The 19,593-nt window shown below is 41.9% G+C and carries 19 protein-coding genes; 7 read left to right on the top strand and 12 right to left on the bottom strand.

Annotation, left to right across the window (positions count from 1 at the left end):
- Positions 1–60: 60 nt before the first annotated feature.
- Together Q4486_RS03525 and speE are read right to left on the bottom strand one after the other, a co-directional pair.
- Positions 61–1,224: an MFS transporter gene (locus tag Q4486_RS03525; protein ID WP_303415333.1), complete on the bottom strand. Its 1,164-nt coding sequence runs from the start codon at positions 1,222–1,224 to the stop codon at positions 61–63.
- Between the two features lie 103 nt (positions 1,225–1,327).
- Positions 1,328–2,185 (bottom strand): polyamine aminopropyltransferase, encoded by an 858-nt coding sequence (gene speE / locus Q4486_RS03520; protein WP_303415334.1) that lies wholly within the window; start codon positions 2,183–2,185, stop codon positions 1,328–1,330.
- A 671-nt stretch (positions 2,186–2,856) separates the two neighbouring features.
- Here speE and Q4486_RS03515 point away from each other — a divergent pair.
- From Q4486_RS03515 to Q4486_RS03500, 4 genes are all read left to right on the top strand, one after another.
- Positions 2,857–3,870 (top strand): amino acid ABC transporter substrate-binding protein, encoded by a 1,014-nt coding sequence (locus Q4486_RS03515; RefSeq protein ID WP_303415336.1) that lies wholly within the window; start codon positions 2,857–2,859, stop codon positions 3,868–3,870.
- 77 nt (positions 3,871–3,947) lie between these two features.
- A complete protein-coding gene (locus tag Q4486_RS03510; protein WP_303518312.1) occupies positions 3,948–5,132 on the top strand; it encodes an amino acid ABC transporter permease in 1,185 nt (394 codons plus the stop codon).
- Positions 5,133–5,136: 4 nt separating this feature from the next.
- Positions 5,137–6,240 carry an amino acid ABC transporter permease gene (locus tag Q4486_RS03505; RefSeq protein WP_303415338.1) on the top strand — a complete coding sequence of 368 codons (1,104 nt, stop codon included), beginning with the start codon at positions 5,137–5,139 and terminating at the stop codon, positions 6,238–6,240.
- Between the two features lie 12 nt (positions 6,241–6,252).
- Positions 6,253–7,023, top strand: a complete 771-nt coding sequence (locus tag Q4486_RS03500; protein ID WP_303415340.1) for an amino acid ABC transporter ATP-binding protein — start codon at positions 6,253–6,255, stop codon at positions 7,021–7,023.
- Positions 7,024–7,081: 58 nt separating this feature from the next.
- On the opposite strand, the gene Q4486_RS03495 is transcribed toward Q4486_RS03500, so the two are convergent.
- Positions 7,082–7,747: a glutathione S-transferase family protein gene (locus Q4486_RS03495; RefSeq protein WP_303518309.1), complete on the bottom strand. Its 666-nt coding sequence runs from the start codon at positions 7,745–7,747 to the stop codon at positions 7,082–7,084.
- A 144-nt stretch (positions 7,748–7,891) separates the two neighbouring features.
- Between Q4486_RS03495 and Q4486_RS03490 the strand changes: the two genes are divergently transcribed.
- Positions 7,892–8,749: a LysR family transcriptional regulator gene (locus Q4486_RS03490; RefSeq protein WP_303415343.1), complete on the top strand. Its 858-nt coding sequence runs from the start codon at positions 7,892–7,894 to the stop codon at positions 8,747–8,749.
- 7 nt (positions 8,750–8,756) lie between these two features.
- Here Q4486_RS03490 and Q4486_RS03485 read toward each other — a convergent pair whose 3' ends face one another.
- The 4 genes from Q4486_RS03485 to prmB all read right to left on the bottom strand — a co-directional run bounded on the left by Q4486_RS03485 (position 8,757) and on the right by prmB (position 12,966).
- Entirely contained in the window at positions 8,757–9,497 is a 741-nt protein-coding gene (locus Q4486_RS03485; protein WP_303518308.1) for a lytic transglycosylase domain-containing protein, read from the bottom strand.
- Positions 9,498–9,527: 30 nt separating this feature from the next.
- Positions 9,528–10,709 (bottom strand): threonine/serine exporter ThrE family protein, encoded by a 1,182-nt coding sequence (locus tag Q4486_RS03480; RefSeq protein WP_303415347.1) that lies wholly within the window; start codon positions 10,707–10,709, stop codon positions 9,528–9,530.
- A gap of 176 nt (positions 10,710–10,885) precedes the next feature.
- Positions 10,886–11,977, bottom strand: coding sequence for a chorismate synthase (gene aroC, locus Q4486_RS03475; RefSeq protein ID WP_303415348.1), 1,092 nt, complete (start codon positions 11,975–11,977; stop codon positions 10,886–10,888).
- A 62-nt stretch (positions 11,978–12,039) separates the two neighbouring features.
- Positions 12,040–12,966: a 50S ribosomal protein L3 N(5)-glutamine methyltransferase gene (gene prmB / locus Q4486_RS03470; RefSeq protein ID WP_303518307.1), complete on the bottom strand. Its 927-nt coding sequence runs from the start codon at positions 12,964–12,966 to the stop codon at positions 12,040–12,042.
- 65 nt (positions 12,967–13,031) lie between these two features.
- Here prmB and Q4486_RS03465 point away from each other — a divergent pair, with 65 nt between their 5' ends.
- Positions 13,032–13,586 (top strand): Smr/MutS family protein, encoded by a 555-nt coding sequence (locus Q4486_RS03465; RefSeq protein WP_303415352.1) that lies wholly within the window; start codon positions 13,032–13,034, stop codon positions 13,584–13,586.
- A gap of 26 nt (positions 13,587–13,612) precedes the next feature.
- On the opposite strand, the gene Q4486_RS03460 is transcribed toward Q4486_RS03465, so the two are convergent.
- Genes Q4486_RS03460 through Q4486_RS03450 form a run of 3 tightly spaced genes read right to left on the bottom strand, consistent with a single transcriptional unit; the run spans position 13,613 to position 16,250 of the window.
- Positions 13,613–14,497 carry a patatin-like phospholipase family protein gene (locus tag Q4486_RS03460; RefSeq protein WP_303518305.1) on the bottom strand — a complete coding sequence of 295 codons (885 nt, stop codon included), beginning with the start codon at positions 14,495–14,497 and terminating at the stop codon, positions 13,613–13,615.
- A gap of 25 nt (positions 14,498–14,522) precedes the next feature.
- The gene (locus Q4486_RS03455; protein ID WP_303518302.1) at positions 14,523–15,338 is read right to left on the bottom strand and encodes a DUF4892 domain-containing protein; all 816 of its coding nucleotides are present in this window, start codon (positions 15,336–15,338) and stop codon (positions 14,523–14,525) included.
- 57 nt (positions 15,339–15,395) lie between these two features.
- Positions 15,396–16,250 (bottom strand): alpha/beta hydrolase, encoded by an 855-nt coding sequence (locus Q4486_RS03450; protein WP_303518299.1) that lies wholly within the window; start codon positions 16,248–16,250, stop codon positions 15,396–15,398.
- A gap of 102 nt (positions 16,251–16,352) precedes the next feature.
- Between Q4486_RS03450 and Q4486_RS03445 the strand changes: the two genes are divergently transcribed.
- Positions 16,353–18,161: an O-antigen ligase family protein gene (locus Q4486_RS03445; protein ID WP_303518296.1), complete on the top strand. Its 1,809-nt coding sequence runs from the start codon at positions 16,353–16,355 to the stop codon at positions 18,159–18,161.
- Here Q4486_RS03445 and sixA read toward each other — a convergent pair.
- The gene (gene sixA / locus Q4486_RS03440; protein ID WP_303415358.1) at positions 18,109–18,564 is read right to left on the bottom strand and encodes a phosphohistidine phosphatase SixA; all 456 of its coding nucleotides are present in this window, start codon (positions 18,562–18,564) and stop codon (positions 18,109–18,111) included. The genes Q4486_RS03445 and sixA overlap by 53 nt on opposite strands.
- Complete coding sequence (locus Q4486_RS03435) at positions 18,561–19,589, bottom strand: NAD(P)H-dependent glycerol-3-phosphate dehydrogenase (protein ID WP_303415360.1); 1,029 nt, start codon at positions 19,587–19,589, stop codon at positions 18,561–18,563. The genes sixA and Q4486_RS03435 overlap by 4 nt, the downstream gene beginning before the upstream one ends.
- Between the last annotated feature and the right edge of the window lie 4 nt (positions 19,590–19,593).

Here is a 19,593-nt window from a genome sequence, read left to right as displayed (position 1 = left end):
GTCGGATAGCTCTGTGTCTCTAATCCTATAGTAAAATCACCGCAGTGCAAAATATCCAGATCAATAGTTTTTCTGTACCCTTTCAGGATAGATCCATACCAATGCTAAGAGCATAGCTAAAACACTCGCTAGAGCGGACAAACCAAAGGTATAAAACGCTCCAAAATCGTCCCATAAGATACCACTAAGAAAAGCACCTAATGCACCACCTAAGCCAAAACCTACGCTTGAAAATAGGGCCTGCCCTTGTCCATAGGTCTGCTTTGAAAAATACTGATGCACTAGTGCGATTCCTACCGCATGTAAACTACCAAATGTAGCGGCGTGCAACGTTTGTGCGAACAACATGAGACCTAAATTTTCCGGCACAGTACCAATCAATAGCCAGCGAACAACACATAAAAACAAACTCACTAGCATAATATTACGGATGCCCCAATGCTGTAGCATCCAATGCATATAAATAAACACTAAAACTTCAACTACTACACCTACAGCCCAAAGCAAGCCGATCTCTGTACGGCTGTAACCTACATCGACCATCAATACACTATAAAATGTGTAGTAAGCACCATGTCCAAACTGGACAAGGAAACAGATAATAAAAAAGATAACAACTTGCGGTCGTAGCAATAACGCCATAAACCCCAAATTACAGTTTTTTTCTACATCAATATGATCAAGCACCGCAGGCTTAGGAATTAACAGTGTATTCAACCAAATACACAACATTAAAATAAGCATAAGGCCCGGCAACCACCGAATATTAATAAAATCCAGTAACGCACCTATCCCAACCACCGTAACAATAAAGCCGATCGATCCCCACAACCTTATCTGGCTGTATTTATCTTTCTTATCACCCAACTCTTCTAGTGTTATCACCTCAAACTGAGGTAGAACTGCATTCCAAAAAAAGCTAAATGCCAACATCACCAAGCCGATGCCTAAAGCGGTATCCTGCCAAAACATACCGATAAACATTAAACAGGTCATCAACGCGCCAAAGCGGACAATCTCTACACGTTTACCACTTTTATCCGCGATCCATCCCCACAAATTAGGCGCCACAATTCGAGACGCTTGGAGTAGTGCCATTAAAGAACCCACTGTTTGTGCATCAAAATCAAACGAAATCAGATACAAACTCCAGTAAGGTACTAAAGCACCGAGCAGAGCAAAGTAGAAAAAATAGAAACCTGAAAGGCGGATATAGCTATTCAAAAGATAAAAACCTAAAAACACGCATAAAATTCACACTTAGAGCCTAGCAGAAAAAAGACACAAAAAAGCCGGTCAATCGACCGGCTCTTCAGTATAGAAAAAGCTAAGCTTCTTCCAACGCCGTGAGCAAATATTGCGGAAGCCCAAAACTACCTATATGCATCTGTGGGTTATAATAACGAGTAACAATACCACTCTTTTCATAACGCTGATTTAATTCATCCAATCCTAGCTTACGTAATGCAGTATTATCAGATCCCCAAGCTAAAGTCATAACACCGCCAATATAGGTCGGAACAGCAGCAGTATAGAAAGATTGATCTGCAAAATAAGGGCTCAAACGACGACGGGTAGTAATCACCTCATCTTGTTGTAGGAACGGCACTCCATTTTGCGCTACAAACACACCACCCTCATTCAACAAACGCTTACAACCTTCATAGAAGCGGCTAGAGAACAGTACTTCACCGGGACCAACCGGATCCGTACAATCAGAGATAATGACATCAAATTTTTCATCCATCTCTTTGTTAACGTATTCAACCCCATCCGCGATAACAATATTCACACGCGGATCATCAAAAGCACCTGCAGAATGATTCGGTAAATGCTCTTTACACATATCAATTACTGCTTGATCAATCTCAACTTGAGTTACATGCTCAACCGTAGCATGACGACAGACTTCACGCAGAATCCCACCATCCCCACCACCAATAATCAATACACGCTTAGCGTTTCCATGAGCAATTAATGGTACATGGGTTAACATTTCGTGGTAAACAAACTCATCACGCTGAGTCGTTTGAATAATTCCATCCAATGCCATTACTGTTCCATAGACGGGGTTACGGAAAATAATTAAATGCCAAGAATCCGTTTGCTGCTCGAACAAGACTTCTTCAACATCAAACGTCTGGCCATAGCCCTTATGAAGCGTTTCACTATAAGCGGTTGTCATATGGATCTCATCCTATCTTAAACTCACTCAATATCAGCAAGTTAAGACACTAAAAGGTAACTGGATTTGACGGCTGTGTTAACGGCGTCATTTTGCGCGCATTTTATACCGCAAACTCAGATAAAAAAATAACTTTATTCTCTTATTATCTCCCTTTTTTATATTTATAAAAAAGCAGAGCGTTTTAGAACATCTTCATTAAAAAGCACTTAATCTTGTGGAATAAACCACATACGAATAAGTCACTCTTTTATCAAGATCAAAGCAAATCCTAAGAAATTTCTTAGCCCTTTTTATCTAAACAGGTAAGGCTAATCGACAAAAGAATATGCCTTAGCATTCAACAGCAAAAAAACAAACACCGAGTAACAATAGTATTCACAAAGAATGACATTTACGGTCAAGAAAGCGTTTAGTTTTGCACCATAAAATTTACAGCGTCCTATTTTAGTGCACCCGCCTTCATATTAGACAAACCACAACAAAGCCACAGCCCCTATAAATAAAGGGATTCGAGACAATCTAAACCAAAGTATAATTTAAATCACAGGCTGGTATATATTCTGCTAGTGTATCTAGTAAGCAGTTTTTATTAATCACTGGAATAAAATAAGAACAATAAAAACAACAAAAAACGGCATCATCGCCATCAAAATTGACGGAGAAACATAATGAAACAACTTACCTCAGTAATCGCTACAGGCTTAGCACTCAGTTTATCTTTGGGCGCACAAGCTGGAACATTAGAAGACGTTCAAAAACGCGGCAACGTTTCTTGTGGCGTGAGCACAGGTTTAGCTGGTTTTTCTCAGAAGGATGAAAACGGCGTATGGAGTGGATTGGATGTAGACGTATGTCGTGCAGTTGCAGCCGCCGTACTCGGCGATGCAAGCAAAGTTCAATACAAACCATTAACAGCGAAAGAGCGTTTTACTGCTTTACAGTCTGGTGAAATTGATATTTTATCCCGTAACACTACATGGACCCACACTCGCGACACATCACTAGGTTTAAATTTCGCGGGGGTTAACTACTATGATGGACAAGGTTTTATGGTTTCTAAGGCTTTAGGCGTTAAAAGTGCGCTAGAGCTTGACGGGGCGGCAGTCTGCATTCAAGCAGGAACAACAACAGAGTTAAACTTAGCCGATTATTTCCGTGCAAATGGTCTTACTTATAACGCTATTACATTTGACACATCCGACCAAACTCGTGCGGGTTTTGAGAGTGGCCGCTGTGATGTACTAACGTCTGATCAATCTCAACTTTATGCGCTACGCATTGGCTTATCTGATCCTTCTGCAGCTATCGTACTTCCAGAAGTTATCTCTAAAGAACCACTAGGCCCTGTTGTAAGCCAAGGTGATGATGCTTGGTTTAATGTTGTACGTTGGTCCTTAATGGCGATGGTAGAGGCTGAATTCTTAGGCATTGACAGCGCGTCCGCTGACAAAGCGAAAGCAGAAGGTAACCCATCACAGAAACGCTTGATGGGTTCTGAAGGCGATTCAGGCGCTAAAATGGGCATCCCTGCCGAGTGGGGTTACAACATTGTTAAGCAGGTTGGTAACTACGCAGAGAGCTTTGAACGCAATGTGGGCGCAGGTTCACCACTTAAGATTGCTCGCGGCCTAAATGCTCAGTGGAATAAAGGCGGTATTATGTATTCGTCTCCAGTACGTTAATAAAACATAAAAAAGAGGGACATATATTGTCCCTCTGCTATGTTTACTACTAACCTTCTGAAGATAAGTGCTTAATTATGTCTGAAAAGCCTCAGGTGAAATCCTCACCCTCCTTCTTCAATAATCCAAGAAACCGCTCACTGATTTATCAGTTCTTATTACTCGCGGGCTTGGTCTATTTTTTCTACGGCATTATCACAAATACACTGGCGAACATGGAATCCAGGGGTATTAAGAGCGGTTATGACTTTTTATTTACAACCGCAGGTTTTGACATATTAATGTCACTGATTCCCTATGATGCCACTTACTCTTATGGTCGGACATTTGTTGTAGGCCTATTAAATACTATTTTGGTCTCTACTATAGGTATAGTACTCGCGACCATTGTAGGTTTCTTGATGGGTGTAGCCCATTTTTCCAAAAACTGGTTGATCAGAAAACTAGCCGTTGTTTACATTGAAACATTTCGTAACATCCCTTTACTGTTGCAAATATTTTTCTGGTATTTCGCTGTGCTGGCAACATTACCCAGTGCGCGCCAAAGCCTTAGCATCGGAGAGGCTATATTTCTCAATGTGCGTGGTTTATACCTACCCGGCTTGATTGCCGAATCCGGTGCAGGGTTTGTCTATGCCGCTATCGGCCTAGCATTTATGGCGATCATTTTTTTAACCCGTTGGGCTAGAAAACGTCAAAATGATACAGGGCAGCAGTTTCCGGTATTTTTAACTAGTTTAGGTATTTTATTCGGCTTACCACTGATTGCCTTATTACTATCAGGCTTACCCTTTACTTGGGATTTCCCTGAACTTAAAGGGTTTAATTTCCGTGGCGGCATTACGGTTATCCCAGAATTAATGGCTCTCGCGTTAGCCTTAACTGTTTATACTGGTGCATTTATTGCTGAAGCAGTACGTGCAGGTGTTCAGGCGGTTCCTCATGGGCAAACAGAGGCGGCTCGTAGCCTTGGATTAAAAGAGAGCCGAATAATGAAACTAATTATTGTGCCTCAAGCGATGCGCGTTATTGTTCCTTTGCTAAACAGTGAATATCAAAGTTTAGTTAAAAACTCGACGCTAGCTACAGCCATCGGCTATCCAGATCTTTTTACCGTATTTGTAGGGACAACGTTAAACCAAACAGGTCAAGCGATTGAAATCGTGTTTATGACCATGGCGGTTTACTTTGTGATCAATATGACTATCTCGTTTGTGATGAATAGATTCAACGCAAGCGTAGAGTTGGCGGAACGGAATTGATGCTATGAAAGAGTTTACACCATTACCCGATAAACCCGCTCCAAATGATGTCGTAGGTATAATTCCTTGGTTAAGGGAAAATCTTTTTCCAACGCCGTTAAACTCACTCGTTACTCTGGCAATAATCGCTTTTTTTGCAACCCTGATACCACCATTATTTGATTGGCTATTTTTCTCCGCCAACTGGTCTGGTACTACACAGGATGCCTGTACAAACAAAGACGGCGCATGTTGGGTATTTGTCATTGCTTGGTCTAAACAGTTTTTCTACGGCAGCTACCCTGTCGAAGAGATATGGAGAATTAACACCTGCTTACTCGCTCTAATCGCGATCATTATCGCTTCCTTTAAACTTCATAAAGACTTACGTAACAAAATAGCTATCCCCTTATTTTTATTATTGCCATTTTTATCCATCATACTGTTAGATGGATCTCTCATCGGCCTAGAATATGTTGCAACCGATTACTGGGGCGGCTTCACCCTCAATGTAATGCTCGCCGCTGCAAGCATTATCGTTGCGTTTCCTTTGAGCTTTCTTTGGGCTTTAGGGCGACGATCTGATATGCCATTCATTCGCAGTGTGAGTGTGATATTGATTGAGTTCTTCCGCGGCGTACCTGTATTAGCCCTATTTTTTATGGGCTCAGTCATGCTACCGCTGTTCTTTCCTGAAGGAACTAATGTTGATAAATTGCTCCGTGTTTGGATCGTACTGACACTCTTTATGTCAGGCTACATGGCAGAAGTATTTCGAGGAGGTTTCCAGGCAGTACCTAACGGCCAGTACGAAGCGGCCGACTCTTTAGGGCTTGGCTTTTGGCAGAAAACACTCCTTATCATTCTGCCGCAAGTTATCAAAATCTCTATGCCAAATATTTTGGCAACTTTCGTTATGCTATTTAAAAACACAACCTTCCTATTGATTATTGGCATCTTTGAGATGCTAAGTACCACTCAAACAGCACTCACTAACTCAAACTGGCTGGGTGGGCATTCAACAGAAGGTTATCTATTTGTGGCGGTTGTTTTTTGGATCTGCTGTTTCAGTATGTCCATGATCAGCTCATCCATCGAACGTAAGCTAGACACTAGCCATAGAAATTAAGAGGTTATCTTTGTGAGCATAAAACACGAACAAAGTATTGAAAACAATGACGACATTATCATCATCAAAGACCTCAATAAGTGGTATGGCGATTTTCATGTATTGAAAGATATCAACCTTCGCGTCAAAAAAGGCGAACGTATTGTTATCTGTGGCCCTTCAGGTTCAGGTAAGTCCACCATAACACGCTGTATTAACCGCCTAGAAGAGTTTCAGCGCGGTTCACTAACAGTGAACGGTGTTGAGATGATAGAAGATGTAAAAAACATCGAAGCAATCCGTCGTGAAGTAGGTATGGTATTCCAGCACTTTAATCTTTTTCCGCACCTGACTATTCTTGAGAATCTAACTTTAGGTCCGATCTGGGTTCAGAAGAAGCCCAAGAAAGAAGCTGAAGCGATCGCCATGAAATACCTTGAGCGAGTTAAAATTCCTGATCAAGCACAGAAATTTCCAGGTCAACTATCTGGGGGACAACAACAACGTGTTGCCATTGCTCGTTCACTTTGTATGAATCCAGAAATCATGCTTTTTGATGAACCAACCTCAGCACTTGATCCGGAAATGATTAAGGAGGTACTCGATGTAATGGTCGAACTCGCCGACGAAGGAATGACTATGCTATGCGTAACTCACGAGATGGGGTTCGCAAAAAAAGTAGCCGACCGTGTCATTTTCATGGATGCAGGTGAAATTGTTGAGCAAAATACACCAGAAGAGATCTTTAACAACCCTCAAACGGATAGATTACAGTTATTCTTAAGCCAAATACTTGATCATTAATTTTCAATGAGATAGCTAAAAAGCCGTAACTTGATATAAGTTACGGCGTTTTAGCTACTTAATTCAGTGGTCCAAGCTCTTCACCAGCCTCATCTTCCTGTATTACATCCGTTTCTTTAAGCGCATCCATTAACCACAACGCCATAGCAGGATGTGCAAGCAAATGCTCTTGATAAGCAGCAGACTCAGTAGAAAGTTGTATCCCATATGTTTTAAACCGTAGGGCTATAGGTGCGAAAAACACATCCACAATACCAAACTCATCAAATAGCCATGCATTACTGCCTGCATAATTCGATAAACACTCAGCCCATAGTCGGTCAATGCGTGCAATATCTGTCTTCGCTGCCTCACTCAACAAAACAGATCGGCGCGCTCTACAATTCATCGGCATCTCATTACGTAATGCGGTGAAACCAGAATGCATTTCACTCACCATCGCACGGGCAATAGCTCTAGCTTGAACCTCTTTTGGCCACCCTTTGCCATCAAGATATTGTTCATTAATATATTCACAGATAGCCAATGAATCCCAAACACTTAGCTCCCCATCCACCAGCACAGGAACCTTCTCTACAGGGGTGTAATCTTTTAAAACAGTATAAAAATGGTCGCTAAACAGCGTTAAAGAAATCTCCTCAAATGGGATATCAAACGCTTTTAACATCAACCATCCACGTAAAGACCAAGATGAGTAATTTTTATTACCTATGATCAACTTCATCGCTATCATTTCCCCCTCAAAGATAAATACACCTTATTTATCCATTTTCTCAGCTTGCATTCCCTTTGACTAACCAATAGTTTTGATATCACCTATTCAGATTATTGATAGGTGCCAATCATCCAAAACTCACGGAGACGGCACATGGATATAGATGCTCTACGAAGCTTTATTGCGTTTGTTGACACAGGTAGCTTTACCCGAGCGGCAAAGCAAACCTTTCGGACTCAAAGTGCGATCAGTATGCAGATGAAGAAGCTTGAAGAGGAGTCAGGTCAGGCGCTTTTCATTAAAGAGGGCCGTAATCTTGTTCTAACCGAGCATGGGCAGATTTTAGTAAGCTACGCTCGCCGTATACTCTCTTTGCACGATGAGGTTATAGGCAACTTCTCACGGAGTAACGGCCACCCTCCCTTAGTAATCGGCTGTCCAGATGACTATGCAGAATCGATTTTACCTCAACTAATCACCCTTATCTTAGAAAAGCTCCCTCAGCAAAACATTAAAATATGTTGCCACTGCAGCAGTCAATTACGTTTGAAATTAGATACGGGGGAGATTCATATAGCTATATTGACTGGTGCTCCCGACATTGAAGAAGGGTACTTGCTCAAACATGATAGAGGAGTCTGGGTTCATGGTGGCTATCCCCATCTCATAAACGCCGACCCTCTTGCTCTCATTCTATATGAGGCCGATTGTAAATTTCATAGCGCTGCTATTGACGGTCTAGAGAAACAAGGGATTAACTACCGACTACTCTGCAGTGCATCGAGCGCTACTGCAATAAAAAGCCTTTTACGACAGGGATTAGGTATCAGTGCCGTTGCAACATCAACCGTGTCACAAGGATTATCAATCGAAAGTTCGGCGCAACTACCACCCTTACCGTTTATCAATATAGTGTTAGCTACAGCGCCTATTCCGCACCCTTTGTTTGGTTCAGCTATAGCTGCCGAGGTAAGCCAAACATTTAGAGCTAAACACGCTTGCGATAATTAATACCGACTTAGTCTGCTTTTGCGTAACGCTTCTTGAGTATAGCCACACGCTTCACATAAGCTTGAGTTTCCGCGTAAGGGGGCACACCATTATAGCGCGATACGGCGCCAGGGCCTGCGTTATATGCAGCAGTTGCCAAACGCATATCGCCAGAGAAATTATTTAAGAGCTGAGAAAGGTATTTAGCCCCACCTTCGATATTTTGATCTGCATTAAGACTATCTTTCACACCTAGCTCATTAGCGGTTGCTGGCATTAATTGCATTAACCCTTGAGCCCCAGCCCGGGAAATAGCATTTTTATTAAATGCTGATTCTGCATGGATAACCGCTCTAACTAATGATTCTTCAACACCATATTTCTCTGCCATGATCTTCACTTGCTGTTTATAAGCGGAAAGATTTAACGGTGTTGTATGCCAATTCACGTTTGACGAAAGGCTACAGGCATAACAATCAAAACGAAGTACTTCAAAGTCAGCGTTAACGGGTTTCTGATCTGAAAAAGCAAGAACCCCTTTATTATTTCGGTATTTATAAACGCTGCTCGTCGAACTCTTACTTTGATTGGTAAAATGAATATTCCGTTGTTGGTCCGTTAAGTTTGTATACTCAACCCGCCCATCAGGATGAACAATTTTCCGCACTTCGCCCGCATAAACTGCGCTAAACATACAGCACAACGTAATGACACAATGATGTACTAGGTAGCGTTTAATATTAATCACAACAGCGTCTTTATTACCCATAATTGCAGTTTAGCATTCAACAAAGGATAGTTAGATATCTTTCGGCGGTACAATTAAAGATGAAAATAATAATCCAGTTACTAAAGCGATAGCAACAAAGCTCATACTAAATGCGGTATCGATCCCTTCTAAAACATTTTTCTCAACAAGTAACGACAAACTCTGCAACCCAACACTTCCAGGCACTAAAAGTAAAATACCTGGCATAAGCATAACCCCACGCGTAATCCCAGAAATTCTCTCAAATAAGTTAGCGGCTAAGCCTGTGACTAAGGCTCCCACAAACGCCCCCATAACTTGGCCAAAGAACTCCTTGCCATACCAAGTAGTCGAAAATGCAATTAATCCTCCCAATACAATCCATGGAATATCTTTTGGTCGCCCTTGGAATAAAAAACATAACGATATACCGGCAATAACAATGGAGATCCAAATACTCCAATCAGGTAGGAAAAATTCTCGACTAATCTCTGTAGCAGGAAAAAGCTCAACGCCCACAGCATTACCTATAGCTACACCAAAGCCAATCTGTAACAAGATAGTTCCTGAATATACAAGCCTAGAAGTGCCTGACACCATATTTTGTCTCGCTAACTCAGCAACCGCAGTAGTTAAAGGTAACCCAGGCACTAAGGCGATAACCCCTGCAACCGTTGCAATATCTGGTGAGGACAACAAGCCAAAACTCGCCACAAAACTTGCTAATAAAGCAGAAATAATGGCTGAGATAGTCGGGAAAAGGTACTTGAGAGACTCAGTTTGTAAAAGCTTAACCGCAACAAATCCAGTCACAATCCCAACAAAAAGAGCAACGATCATTTCAGAGATCGCCCCCCCTAGTAACTGGGCAACACAACTAGCTAATAGCCCAAATGAAGCCATTTGGCCTTTTACACCAAAACGCGGAGGCGTATTAGAAATAGTTTTTAAACGCCCAGCGCCCTCTTCCACCGATAAAGATTCATCAAGTACAGCACTTACGATCTCCTGCACTTCAATTTGGCGCTCTAAATTCACTTCGCCCTGCTCAACCCGAAAAACATAGGTCTTCGGCTCAGGTTCTTCTGGATGTGAAAAGCTCATAATTAAAGTCGTAGGCTGCGCCAGACACTGCACCCCAAAGCCCAACCGAATACCGACTCGGTTCATTGTGCTTTCGAGTTCATAAGCCGTCATACCATAAGTATGCAACGCTCGTGCTAGACGCAGCATAAAACCCACCGGAAGTGTCCGCGGTGGAAAATGAGGCTGTGTATACAATGAATAGTGATCTAGCAAGTCGAAAGACATTTTCTATACCAAAAAGTGAGGTTTGAAGCCCCAAACTAAAAGAAGGATAAACTATCGCTAATTTATCCTTCCTGATCTATAAATTATGCTGACAATCGTTAAGTGATAATCGGCACATCACATTTCACATCAGCATTTTGCCCACGATGACGCAGTAGATGATCCATCAGCACAATCGCCATCATCGCTTCGGCAATGGGAGTTGCACGTATGCCAACACAAGGATCATGACGTCCTGTAGTCACAACCTCAATCTCTTCACCACGGCTATTAATGCTACGGCCTGGCAAGCGAAGGCTGGAAGTCGGTTTTAAGGCAATATGAGCAATAATATCCTGCCCCGTTGATATACCACCTAATACACCACCCGCATGATTTGAGAGAAAACCATCCGGTGTCATCTCATCCCGATGCTCAGTCCCTTTTTGAGCAACACAATCAAAACCATCACCAATTTCAACACCTTTGACTGCATTAATACTCATTAAAGCATGGGCTAGATCCGCGTCCAAACGATCAAATATAGGCTCACCTAAACCAACAGGTGTACCTGTAGCTACCACACTAATTTTTGCCCCCACCGAATTTCCCTCTTTACGAAGGTCATCCATATACTGCTCCATAGTCGCGACTACTTCAGCATCTGGACTAAAAAAAGGATTATTTCGGACTTCATTCCAGTCAAACTTTGCGTGGTCAATTTTTACAGGACCAAGCTGAGATAAATAACCTTTTACCTCCACCCCTTTCGATGCCAAAAACTTCTTAGCAATAGCTCCAGCCGCTACCCGCATAGCTGTTTCACGGGCAGAAGAGCGCCCACCACCACGATAATCACGGAAACCATATTTATGGGTATAAACATAATCCGCATGGGCGGGTCGAAAAGTCTCTTCAATATTAGAGTAGTCTTTAGAACGTTGGTCTGTATTTTTAATCAACAAACCTATAGGTGTACCAGTCGTTTTACCTTCAAATACACCTGATAGTATCTCCACTTCATCCGCCTCTCGACGTTGTGTTGTATGACGAGATGTACCTGGTTTACGACGATCCAGATCAAGCTGAAGATCAGCTTCGGACAATTCAATGCCGGGAGGGCAGCCGTCAACAATACAACCTAATGCCTTACCGTGGCTTTCACCAAAAGTGGTGACCGTAAACAGTTTACCGTAGCTATTTCCTGACATTGTATCGGTCCATTAAGAAACAAAAAACATATATAAAAAATTAGGCGCGTAATTATAGCAAATTAAATGCTATCTCTATATGCACGTAGCTCTTGAGCAGTAATGGTAAATACGCCATTTCCACCATTCTCAAATTCTAGCCAAATTAAAGGAAGCTCTGGATAAGTTTCCATTAAATGTACTTCACTATTACCGACTTCAACCACAAGAAGACCGTCATCGGTTAAATATTCAGATGCTTCCCGTAAAATTCTAAGCGTAATCTCCAATCCATCTGGGCCTGAGCCTAAAGCGATTTCTGGCTCATGGCTATATTCATCAGGCATAGACGCTAGATCGGCCTCATCAACATAGGGTGGATTGCTGACAATCAGATCATACTTTCTACCGTCTAAATCGGAAAACAGATCACTTTCAATGGTATGCACACGATCAATCATCTCATGTTTCTCAATGTTAATATTTGCAACATCGAGTGCCCCCTTAGAAATATCCGCGAGATCAACTTCCGCTTCGGGAAATGCATAAGCGCAAGCTATACCAATACAACCACTCCCAGTACAAAGATCTAAAATGCGATCAACACTCCCCTCTCTTAGCCATGGAGCAAACTCACTTTGAATAAGCTCAGCAATAGGAGAACGAGGAATCAGCACCCTTTCATCAACAAAGAAAGGCAGTTCGCAGAACCAAGATTCATGAGTGATATATGGCAATGGCTTACGCCTTAGCGTACGTAGTTTAATAAAATCTAATACCCGCTCCTTTTCATCTTCCGTTAAACGACCGTCCAAAACAGCAGGATTTATATTCCAAGGTAAATGGACAGCGGCCAAGACCAATTGTGTCGCCTCATCCCAAGCATTATCCGTCCCATGCCCAAAATAAACTCGGTGTTCACCAAATTGACTCATCGTAAAACGAATATAATCTCTAAGGCTATACAGTTCATTTTTCACCGAATTAGAAAACAAGGGTTGATCACTCATACACTCTGGACCGATAATTTGTTTATGAAAGACCGCCATATTAATAAACTTTGCTTGGGAACACCATGAAAGACCCGCATGATAATCCAACTAACGAATTATCCTTTTTTGATGCAATGGAGGGCGTCCAACAACATAAACACGATAAAGCAGACCTCTCAGTAACAAAACCTAAGGATAAACACAGCCTGCTTTATCGTCGGCAAGCAGCAACACTTGAAGAAGAGAAAGTAATTGATGGCCTATCTGATCAAGCTGTTGAATTAGTTGAATCAACTGAGGAGCTACTATTTGCTAACCCTGGTGTGCAGTTCAGCGTTTTAAAACGCCTTAAACAAGGCCACCTACCGTGGGAACAAGGCTTAGATCTTCATGGTTATACCGTTGACCAGGCAAGGGACCAACTCAGCCGCTTCATCTTCGATGCACGTAGAAACAAGTGCCGCTGCGTTATAGTAGTTCATGGTAAAGCGCATTCATCAGCCAGTGAACAACCCATGATAAAGTCTTATGTCAATGAATGGTTAAAACGATTGCCTGGCGTATTGGCCTTCTGTTCAGCTCAAGCAAAAGATGGTGGAACCGGTGCACTCTATGTATTACTTAAACGAGAGAAATAAAATTTCAAAGTAAATTCTGACAGCCATTACAGCGGCTGACCATTCTCAAACGCCTCTAACCTTTCGCGAGCAGCAAGCCTCCCATATTCGATGGTAGGTAGCGCATGATGAAAATCATAAAAACTGCATAAGCTTTTAGGTATACGAATAACAAGATCAGGGGGATAACCTGCTATTTTATATTCAGCTAAGCTGGCCTGCATAACCTCTACTGAATTAAGTAATATATCCATACGCCCACCAATCTTATCTGCTTTAGGAATATACCTATCCTCAGATCTATCGTGGTCTGGCATATTCCATTCATCACTTATTCCACTGCGATTCAAATATTGATTGCGTGGTAACGTTAAATGGCTATGACTAGAATCACCTGTATTTAAGTCAATCGCAATAATAAGATCGGCTTGTGCGGCCACGACAGGAATAATTGGTAGAGGGTTAAGAATTCCTCCATCAACAAGTACCCGTCCCTCTTTAATCACAGGCGTAAATAAGCCCGGTACAGCAACTGACGCCCTAATAGCATCAAGCAGTGAGCCTTTTTGATACCAAACCTCTTTTTGATGGGCAATATCCGCTGCAACGGCGGTAAAATCAATATCTAACTCTTCGATTAAACAAGGGCCTAAGATTTCAGCGAGTTGCACAAATATTCTATCTCCTCTAATCGCTCCTTTAGACAACGTGAAATCGAGTAACTTAACAACGCCCATCCAATTTAGCGATGAAACCCATGCTTTATATTCCGCTAACCGGCCAGCCGCATACATCCCCCCAACAAGCGCCCCCATAGAGCTGCCTGAAACAGAAACAATCTCATAGCCTCTACGTTCAATCTCTTCAATCGCACCTATATGAGCATAGCCACGCGCACCACCACTACCTAAAACCAGCGAAACCGTTGCCATATATCCACTCTCTTGAAGTAAAGCATTACTCAATAAAAATTAAGACTTCAGTACGCTGCTCTGAAGAAAAACCACCTAAGGAATATAAAGATATACGCTCCGCACCAATGTCTTGCTCTATTAAGCGAGCTTTTAAAGCCATAACCTGATCATTCGCCTTATCCAATTGCTGCCTATAGGTAAGGCCTGAAGAGTTCTGCCCGACAAGCCATAATGTTCGCTCAGGATTCTCTTTTAAATATTTAACTAAGGCTTTAAATTCAGATTCTTTTCCAGTGAATGGTATGCCATCCCCTTGCTCAGCTTGGGCTTCCATACCTATAACATTTTCCACCAACACCTCTACTCTTAAGTAAACACGTTTATTACCGCGCTTAACCGCATATAGAGAAAAATACTTATTATTTAGACGGTAAGATGCAAAGGTTTGACTCTCTTCCAAACCATACAAACGAGAATAGCGAAAGATAGCGTTAGCCCATTGATTACTACTTCCGCAATCCCGCCCAGTACATTTAAATAAATTCGCAGCACCTAATTTGATGAGCTGATCTTCGAGTACTGAAAATGCTTCATTGGGTGTATTCAACTCAGGTATACGGTATGTAATTTGTGTTAATTGCCCAGTAACCCGACGCTCTTTTTCCGGTGTAACAACCCCATTAATTTTTTTTAAACCACCCAGTATCAATCGGTAGTTTTCATCCTTTTTATCATATTGAACAATGTAGGAACCTGGAAAACGTTCAAGTTGAAAGTAATCACGTGAATTAGTGAGATCCGCTTCTGCTGCTGCAAAAGTGGAATAAAATAACACATATAAAAAAACAGAAAACCGCATAATTTTTATCCCGATTCGTTTACCAATACTGAATCTAATCAACTGACAGATGACCATCTACTTTTTATTCCCCCAGCTATCTATTTTGCTCGCCAATAGCTTTGCTATGGGAGGATCTAAATGTAGATGATGCCCACCTACTAACTCGACAACCTCTGAAGAGGTCAAATCATCTAACCAAGGATCGATAATACTATCACGTGCCCCCTCTTCACCTATTATAACTATAGCGTTAGATTCCACTTTCCGAATAAAAGATTGCACCTGTTCAGGGCTAAAACGTATCAATGAGGGTAGTAGTAATTTAGGATCATTATTCCAAATATAACCTTTGTCCGTATATGTTAACCCTCGCGCCATTAATTTCTCTGCAGCTTCTTTAGACACAGGCCATCGACCGCTAGCGCGCGCTTCAACAGCCGCATCGAAACTCCCATAAGGCTTAAGGGAGCGTAAAAGCATTTTCTCTCTTTTGATTATCGCGTCAGAAAAAATCTGTGGCAGCTCATCCACTTCATAAAACAATGGACCTAAGCCGTCAATGAACATCAGATTATCAACCTTCAAAGGGAAGCTAGCTGCAAACATCATAGCGATACTTGCGCCCATTGAATGTCCAATCAAATCAACTTGATCAAGATTTAGCGCATTTATTATTCCATACAGGTCGGTCACATTATCCCAAATATAATAAGGCATCTCTTTCGGTCGATGATCTGAAAAACCATGCCCAACTAGATCGATAGCAATAAAACGAATCTCTGATATATACTGCCCTAATTGATAAAAACTGGCCGCATTATCTAACCATCCATGCAATGCCAATACCGGTCGCCCATCAGGATTTCCATATTCCACGACAGCAACTTTATATCCTGCAGCATCGACATAATACTCACGACAATCCGACATTGAAATTCTCACTAATCAGCTGATAAACAAAGCTATTTACATACTATAAACAGAAATTCGGGTAATATCTTGTGCAGAAATAAGCACTGCAAGGAAAGTTTGATGATATTAGGACAGCAACTAGAACATGACCCTAGCTTAAAAAAGCCTCAACGCCTTTTTTTTATATTATTCGGCTGTTTATTCTTAATTGCGCCTTTTTACTATCAACCCAATTTAGGTGGTGAGGGGCTGTTTCTACCTTACAACGGAGCCATTTGGATTGTTGCAAGCTGGATAATTGCTAGTGCTAGCTTTTTGATTTACAAAAACCAAAAAATTGTTTTGCCAAAATATTGGCTGGGCCTAGCGCTGTTACCTATTGGTGCTTTAGTAACAGGCTTTATTGCTGATAAAAACAATCCCACTGAATGGATTGTCAGATTATCCGTTATTATTGGAGGCTATCTATTTTTTCTTAGCCTTTTTCAATTCCGACTTAAATCTAAACATATAGAACGCAGTCTTTATATAATTTTGGCTATGGGACTCATTGCTGCTACTTATGGGATTATCCAAACCCAAACAGGTGCCGCTAATTTAAGCCTACTAATGCCTGTAAGCAAAAGGGCTCTTGCAATAGGGATTTTTCAACAGGTTAATTTGCAAGCTTCATTTATGGCTACTTTTTTGGTGCTTACTTACTATTTAGCATCTAGGCCAACACTTCGTAGCTTTAGTTTTTTAATACAAGCGACCTTAATCATTGCAGCGTTAACCGCAAGTTACAATATTGCTATTAGCGGGTCACGCGTTGGGCTACTCGGCGCAAGCTTAGGCTTAATATGTCTTGTGATCGGTCGTTGGAAACTATTTCGTCAAACAAAAGCTATCTTTTTGGCACTCACGATAGCAACTATTCTAGGTGGAGTTTTAGGAAAAAGCGGACTCGAGGATACAGTAAATAAGGTAGATAGAGCGATTGGGGGAGTTAGCGCCGATGTGAGATGGCATATATATACTCTTTCCTGGGATATTTTCACCCAAGCACCTCTTATTGGACACGGGCTGGGCAGTTTCCAAAAAGTATTCCAAGAAGAACGACAGGAATACCAAAAACAGGAAGGCAATAGTCTTAGATCAGCTCCCCGCTTTAGCCACCCCCATAATGAGTTGATCTTTTGGTTAGTTGAAGGGGGGATTGTATCAATTATTGGAATACTTGCTGCTGCGGTTTATACCTTTATCCAACTCTTTAAAGCAGGCTGGCAGAGAGGCTGGGGCTATGCTTCGTTATTATTTCCGTTAACACTTCATACCCAAGTAGAGCTCCCCTTTTATATCTCTAATACCCATTGGTTTTTACTCCTATTTTTCCTATTTCTAACCCACCAACATGGAAAGAAATCGATAGCAACCCAAAAGCTATCAATGGCCGCACAAAAAACCATACCGATTAGCTTTGTTGCTCTCTCTATTTTCGCAACATTTACTTTAATACAGACACAGATAGCAAGCGCAGGCATTGTAAGTTATTTGCAACGTAATCAGAGCCAACCTCAATACCTACGTTCATCGCTCGAATCAGCTTATTTTAGAGAATACACAACCTACTTATTACTAAGACGTAATATGCTAATTGGCGCCTCTAAAAATAACAAAAAACCAGCACAGGACTATATTGCTTGGGCTGAGCAATCAGTCAAAGTCACCCCTGCACTTGTCACTTACCGTGATTTAGTCGCTGCATACGACATAATTGGAAAAACCAAAGAAAGAGATCAAGTATTAAACCAAGTGTTGAGTATATTCCCTACTCACCCAGACTTATTGAAACTAAAACAACTGTTACTTGAAAAAGACAAAAACGCACTTAAAGCTAAAAACGTCGAATCAAGCTCCCAAGCCCAGCCGCAGGCCAATCAGCCGTGATCTCTGCAATTTCAGCACAAGCAAATGATCGAGGGTAAGATATTACACCCTCACAGCATAAAGCTTCGACAAAAGAGATTAGCGGCATATGGGTCACAATTATAGGTGTTGACTGGCTATGATGCGCCAACGACTCCAGTGCAACTAAAGGGTCAGAGTCTGGCGTCCAGAGAGCAGACTCTACGAGAGCCGACGATAAGTTCAGGCTATCGGCTATAATCTCCGATGTCTGAATCGTACGAAGGTAAGGGCTATGAATAATAAGATCAATCTCAGATAAGTCCTCAGAGTATTGATTCACTCTTCCTCTTACTGATTTAATGCCATTTGTCGTTAGATGTCTTTTAGCATCCGATGAAGCTGAATGCTCCGCTTCACCATGACGCATCAAAAAGAACTTCATACCCCCTCACGTGGAAGAACAAACTCTACATCCGTGCTTTGCTCACTCATCATTAGCATTTTAACGACCTCAGCAATAGGCGCTTTATTGAAAACCACCTCATACAGCCCAACCACTAAAGGCATATAAATCTGCATTTCAGAAGCTTTCTCTTTAACTTGCTTGATAGTGTTTACACCTTCAGCTACCTGTCCTAAAGCCTCTACAGCCTCTTCAAGACTTTTGCCTTCACCTAAAGCATAACCTACGCGGTAATTACGGCTTAATGGAGACATACAAGTCACTATAAGATCGCCGACACCAGCAAGGCCAATAAAGGTCATGGGATTTGCTCCCATAGAAACAGCGAAGCGACTCATTTCGGCTAAACTTCGCGTCATCAACATACTTTTGGTATTTTCACCCATGCCAAGAGCGGCACTGAGGCCAGCAGCAATTGCATAGATATTTTTTAAGGTCCCCCCTAACTCAACACCATAAGTATCCGAGCTGGCATAGACTCTAAAATATGATGAATGAAGTCTAGCCTGTACTTCACTTCGCAACTCAGCACAATCACTCGCAATAACCGTTGCCGTCAGCTGCTTAGCCGCCACCTCTTTCGCTAAGTTAGGTCCGCTCAGTACGCCTATACGTGCAGAGGGCATCTCCTCTCGAAGAATCTCACTCATTAAACGGAAGCTATGGGCTTCAATCCCTTTTGTAGTAGACACCAGCATCTGATCCGCCTTTAAAAAAGGGCGAGCTTGCTGAACAACCTGACGAAAGGATTGACTCGGAATAGAGATAAACACTAGATCAACATCTGACAAAACATCTTGTAACGAAGTTGAAGCTAACAGACGGTCGGACAGAGTATAACCAGGAAGGTAGCGAGCGTTCTCATGCTTATGATTTATAGCTTCGGCAAGCACTTCATCTCTTAACCACAAACGAACATCAGAACCGTTTTCCGCTACCATATTTGCGATAACAGTACCAAAGCTACCCCCACCAAGAACGGCCACCTTACGTATCTGAGACATGACT

This window comes from Neptuniibacter sp. 2_MG-2023 (genome assembly GCF_030547495.1).
Taxonomy (GTDB): domain Bacteria; phylum Pseudomonadota; class Gammaproteobacteria; order Pseudomonadales; family Balneatricaceae; genus Neptuniibacter.
Note: the sequence above shows the minus strand (reverse complement) of the source record. Positions and strands in the feature narration are given on the sequence as shown.

Bases quoted from the DNA above. Each gene is read 5' to 3' on its own strand.
- speE (WP_303415334.1), bottom strand. From the start codon at position 2,185: ATGACAACCGCTTATAGTGAAACGCTTCATAAGGGCTATGGCCAGACG.
- Q4486_RS03515 (WP_303415336.1), top strand. From the start codon at position 2,857: ATGAAACAACTTACCTCAGTAATCGCTACAGGCTTAGCACTCAGTTTA.
- Q4486_RS03510 (WP_303518312.1), top strand. From the start codon at position 3,948: ATGTCTGAAAAGCCTCAGGTGAAATCCTCACCCTCCTTCTTCAATAAT.
- Q4486_RS03505 (WP_303415338.1), top strand. From the start codon at position 5,137: ATGAAAGAGTTTACACCATTACCCGATAAACCCGCTCCAAATGATGTC.
- Q4486_RS03495 (WP_303518309.1), bottom strand. From the start codon at position 7,747: ATGAAGTTGATCATAGGTAATAAAAATTACTCATCTTGGTCTTTACGT.
- Q4486_RS03490 (WP_303415343.1), top strand. From the start codon at position 7,892: ATGGATATAGATGCTCTACGAAGCTTTATTGCGTTTGTTGACACAGGT.
- Q4486_RS03485 (WP_303518308.1), bottom strand. From the start codon at position 9,497: ATGGGTAATAAAGACGCTGTTGTGATTAATATTAAACGCTACCTAGTA.
- Q4486_RS03480 (WP_303415347.1), bottom strand. From the start codon at position 10,709: ATGCTGCGTCTAGCACGAGCGTTGCATACTTATGGTATGACGGCTTAT.
- aroC (WP_303415348.1), bottom strand. From the start codon at position 11,977: ATGTCAGGAAATAGCTACGGTAAACTGTTTACGGTCACCACTTTTGGT.
- prmB (WP_303518307.1), bottom strand. From the start codon at position 12,966: ATGAGTGATCAACCCTTGTTTTCTAATTCGGTGAAAAATGAACTGTAT.
- Q4486_RS03465 (WP_303415352.1), top strand. From the start codon at position 13,032: ATGAAAGACCCGCATGATAATCCAACTAACGAATTATCCTTTTTTGAT.
- Q4486_RS03460 (WP_303518305.1), bottom strand. From the start codon at position 14,497: ATGGCAACGGTTTCGCTGGTTTTAGGTAGTGGTGGTGCGCGTGGCTAT.
- Q4486_RS03455 (WP_303518302.1), bottom strand. From the start codon at position 15,338: ATGCGGTTTTCTGTTTTTTTATATGTGTTATTTTATTCCACTTTTGCA.
- Q4486_RS03450 (WP_303518299.1), bottom strand. From the start codon at position 16,250: ATGTCGGATTGTCGTGAGTATTATGTCGATGCTGCAGGATATAAAGTT.
- Q4486_RS03445 (WP_303518296.1), top strand. From the start codon at position 16,353: ATGATATTAGGACAGCAACTAGAACATGACCCTAGCTTAAAAAAGCCT.
- sixA (WP_303415358.1), bottom strand. From the start codon at position 18,564: ATGAAGTTCTTTTTGATGCGTCATGGTGAAGCGGAGCATTCAGCTTCA.
- Q4486_RS03435 (WP_303415360.1), bottom strand. From the start codon at position 19,589: ATGTCTCAGATACGTAAGGTGGCCGTTCTTGGTGGGGGTAGCTTTGGT.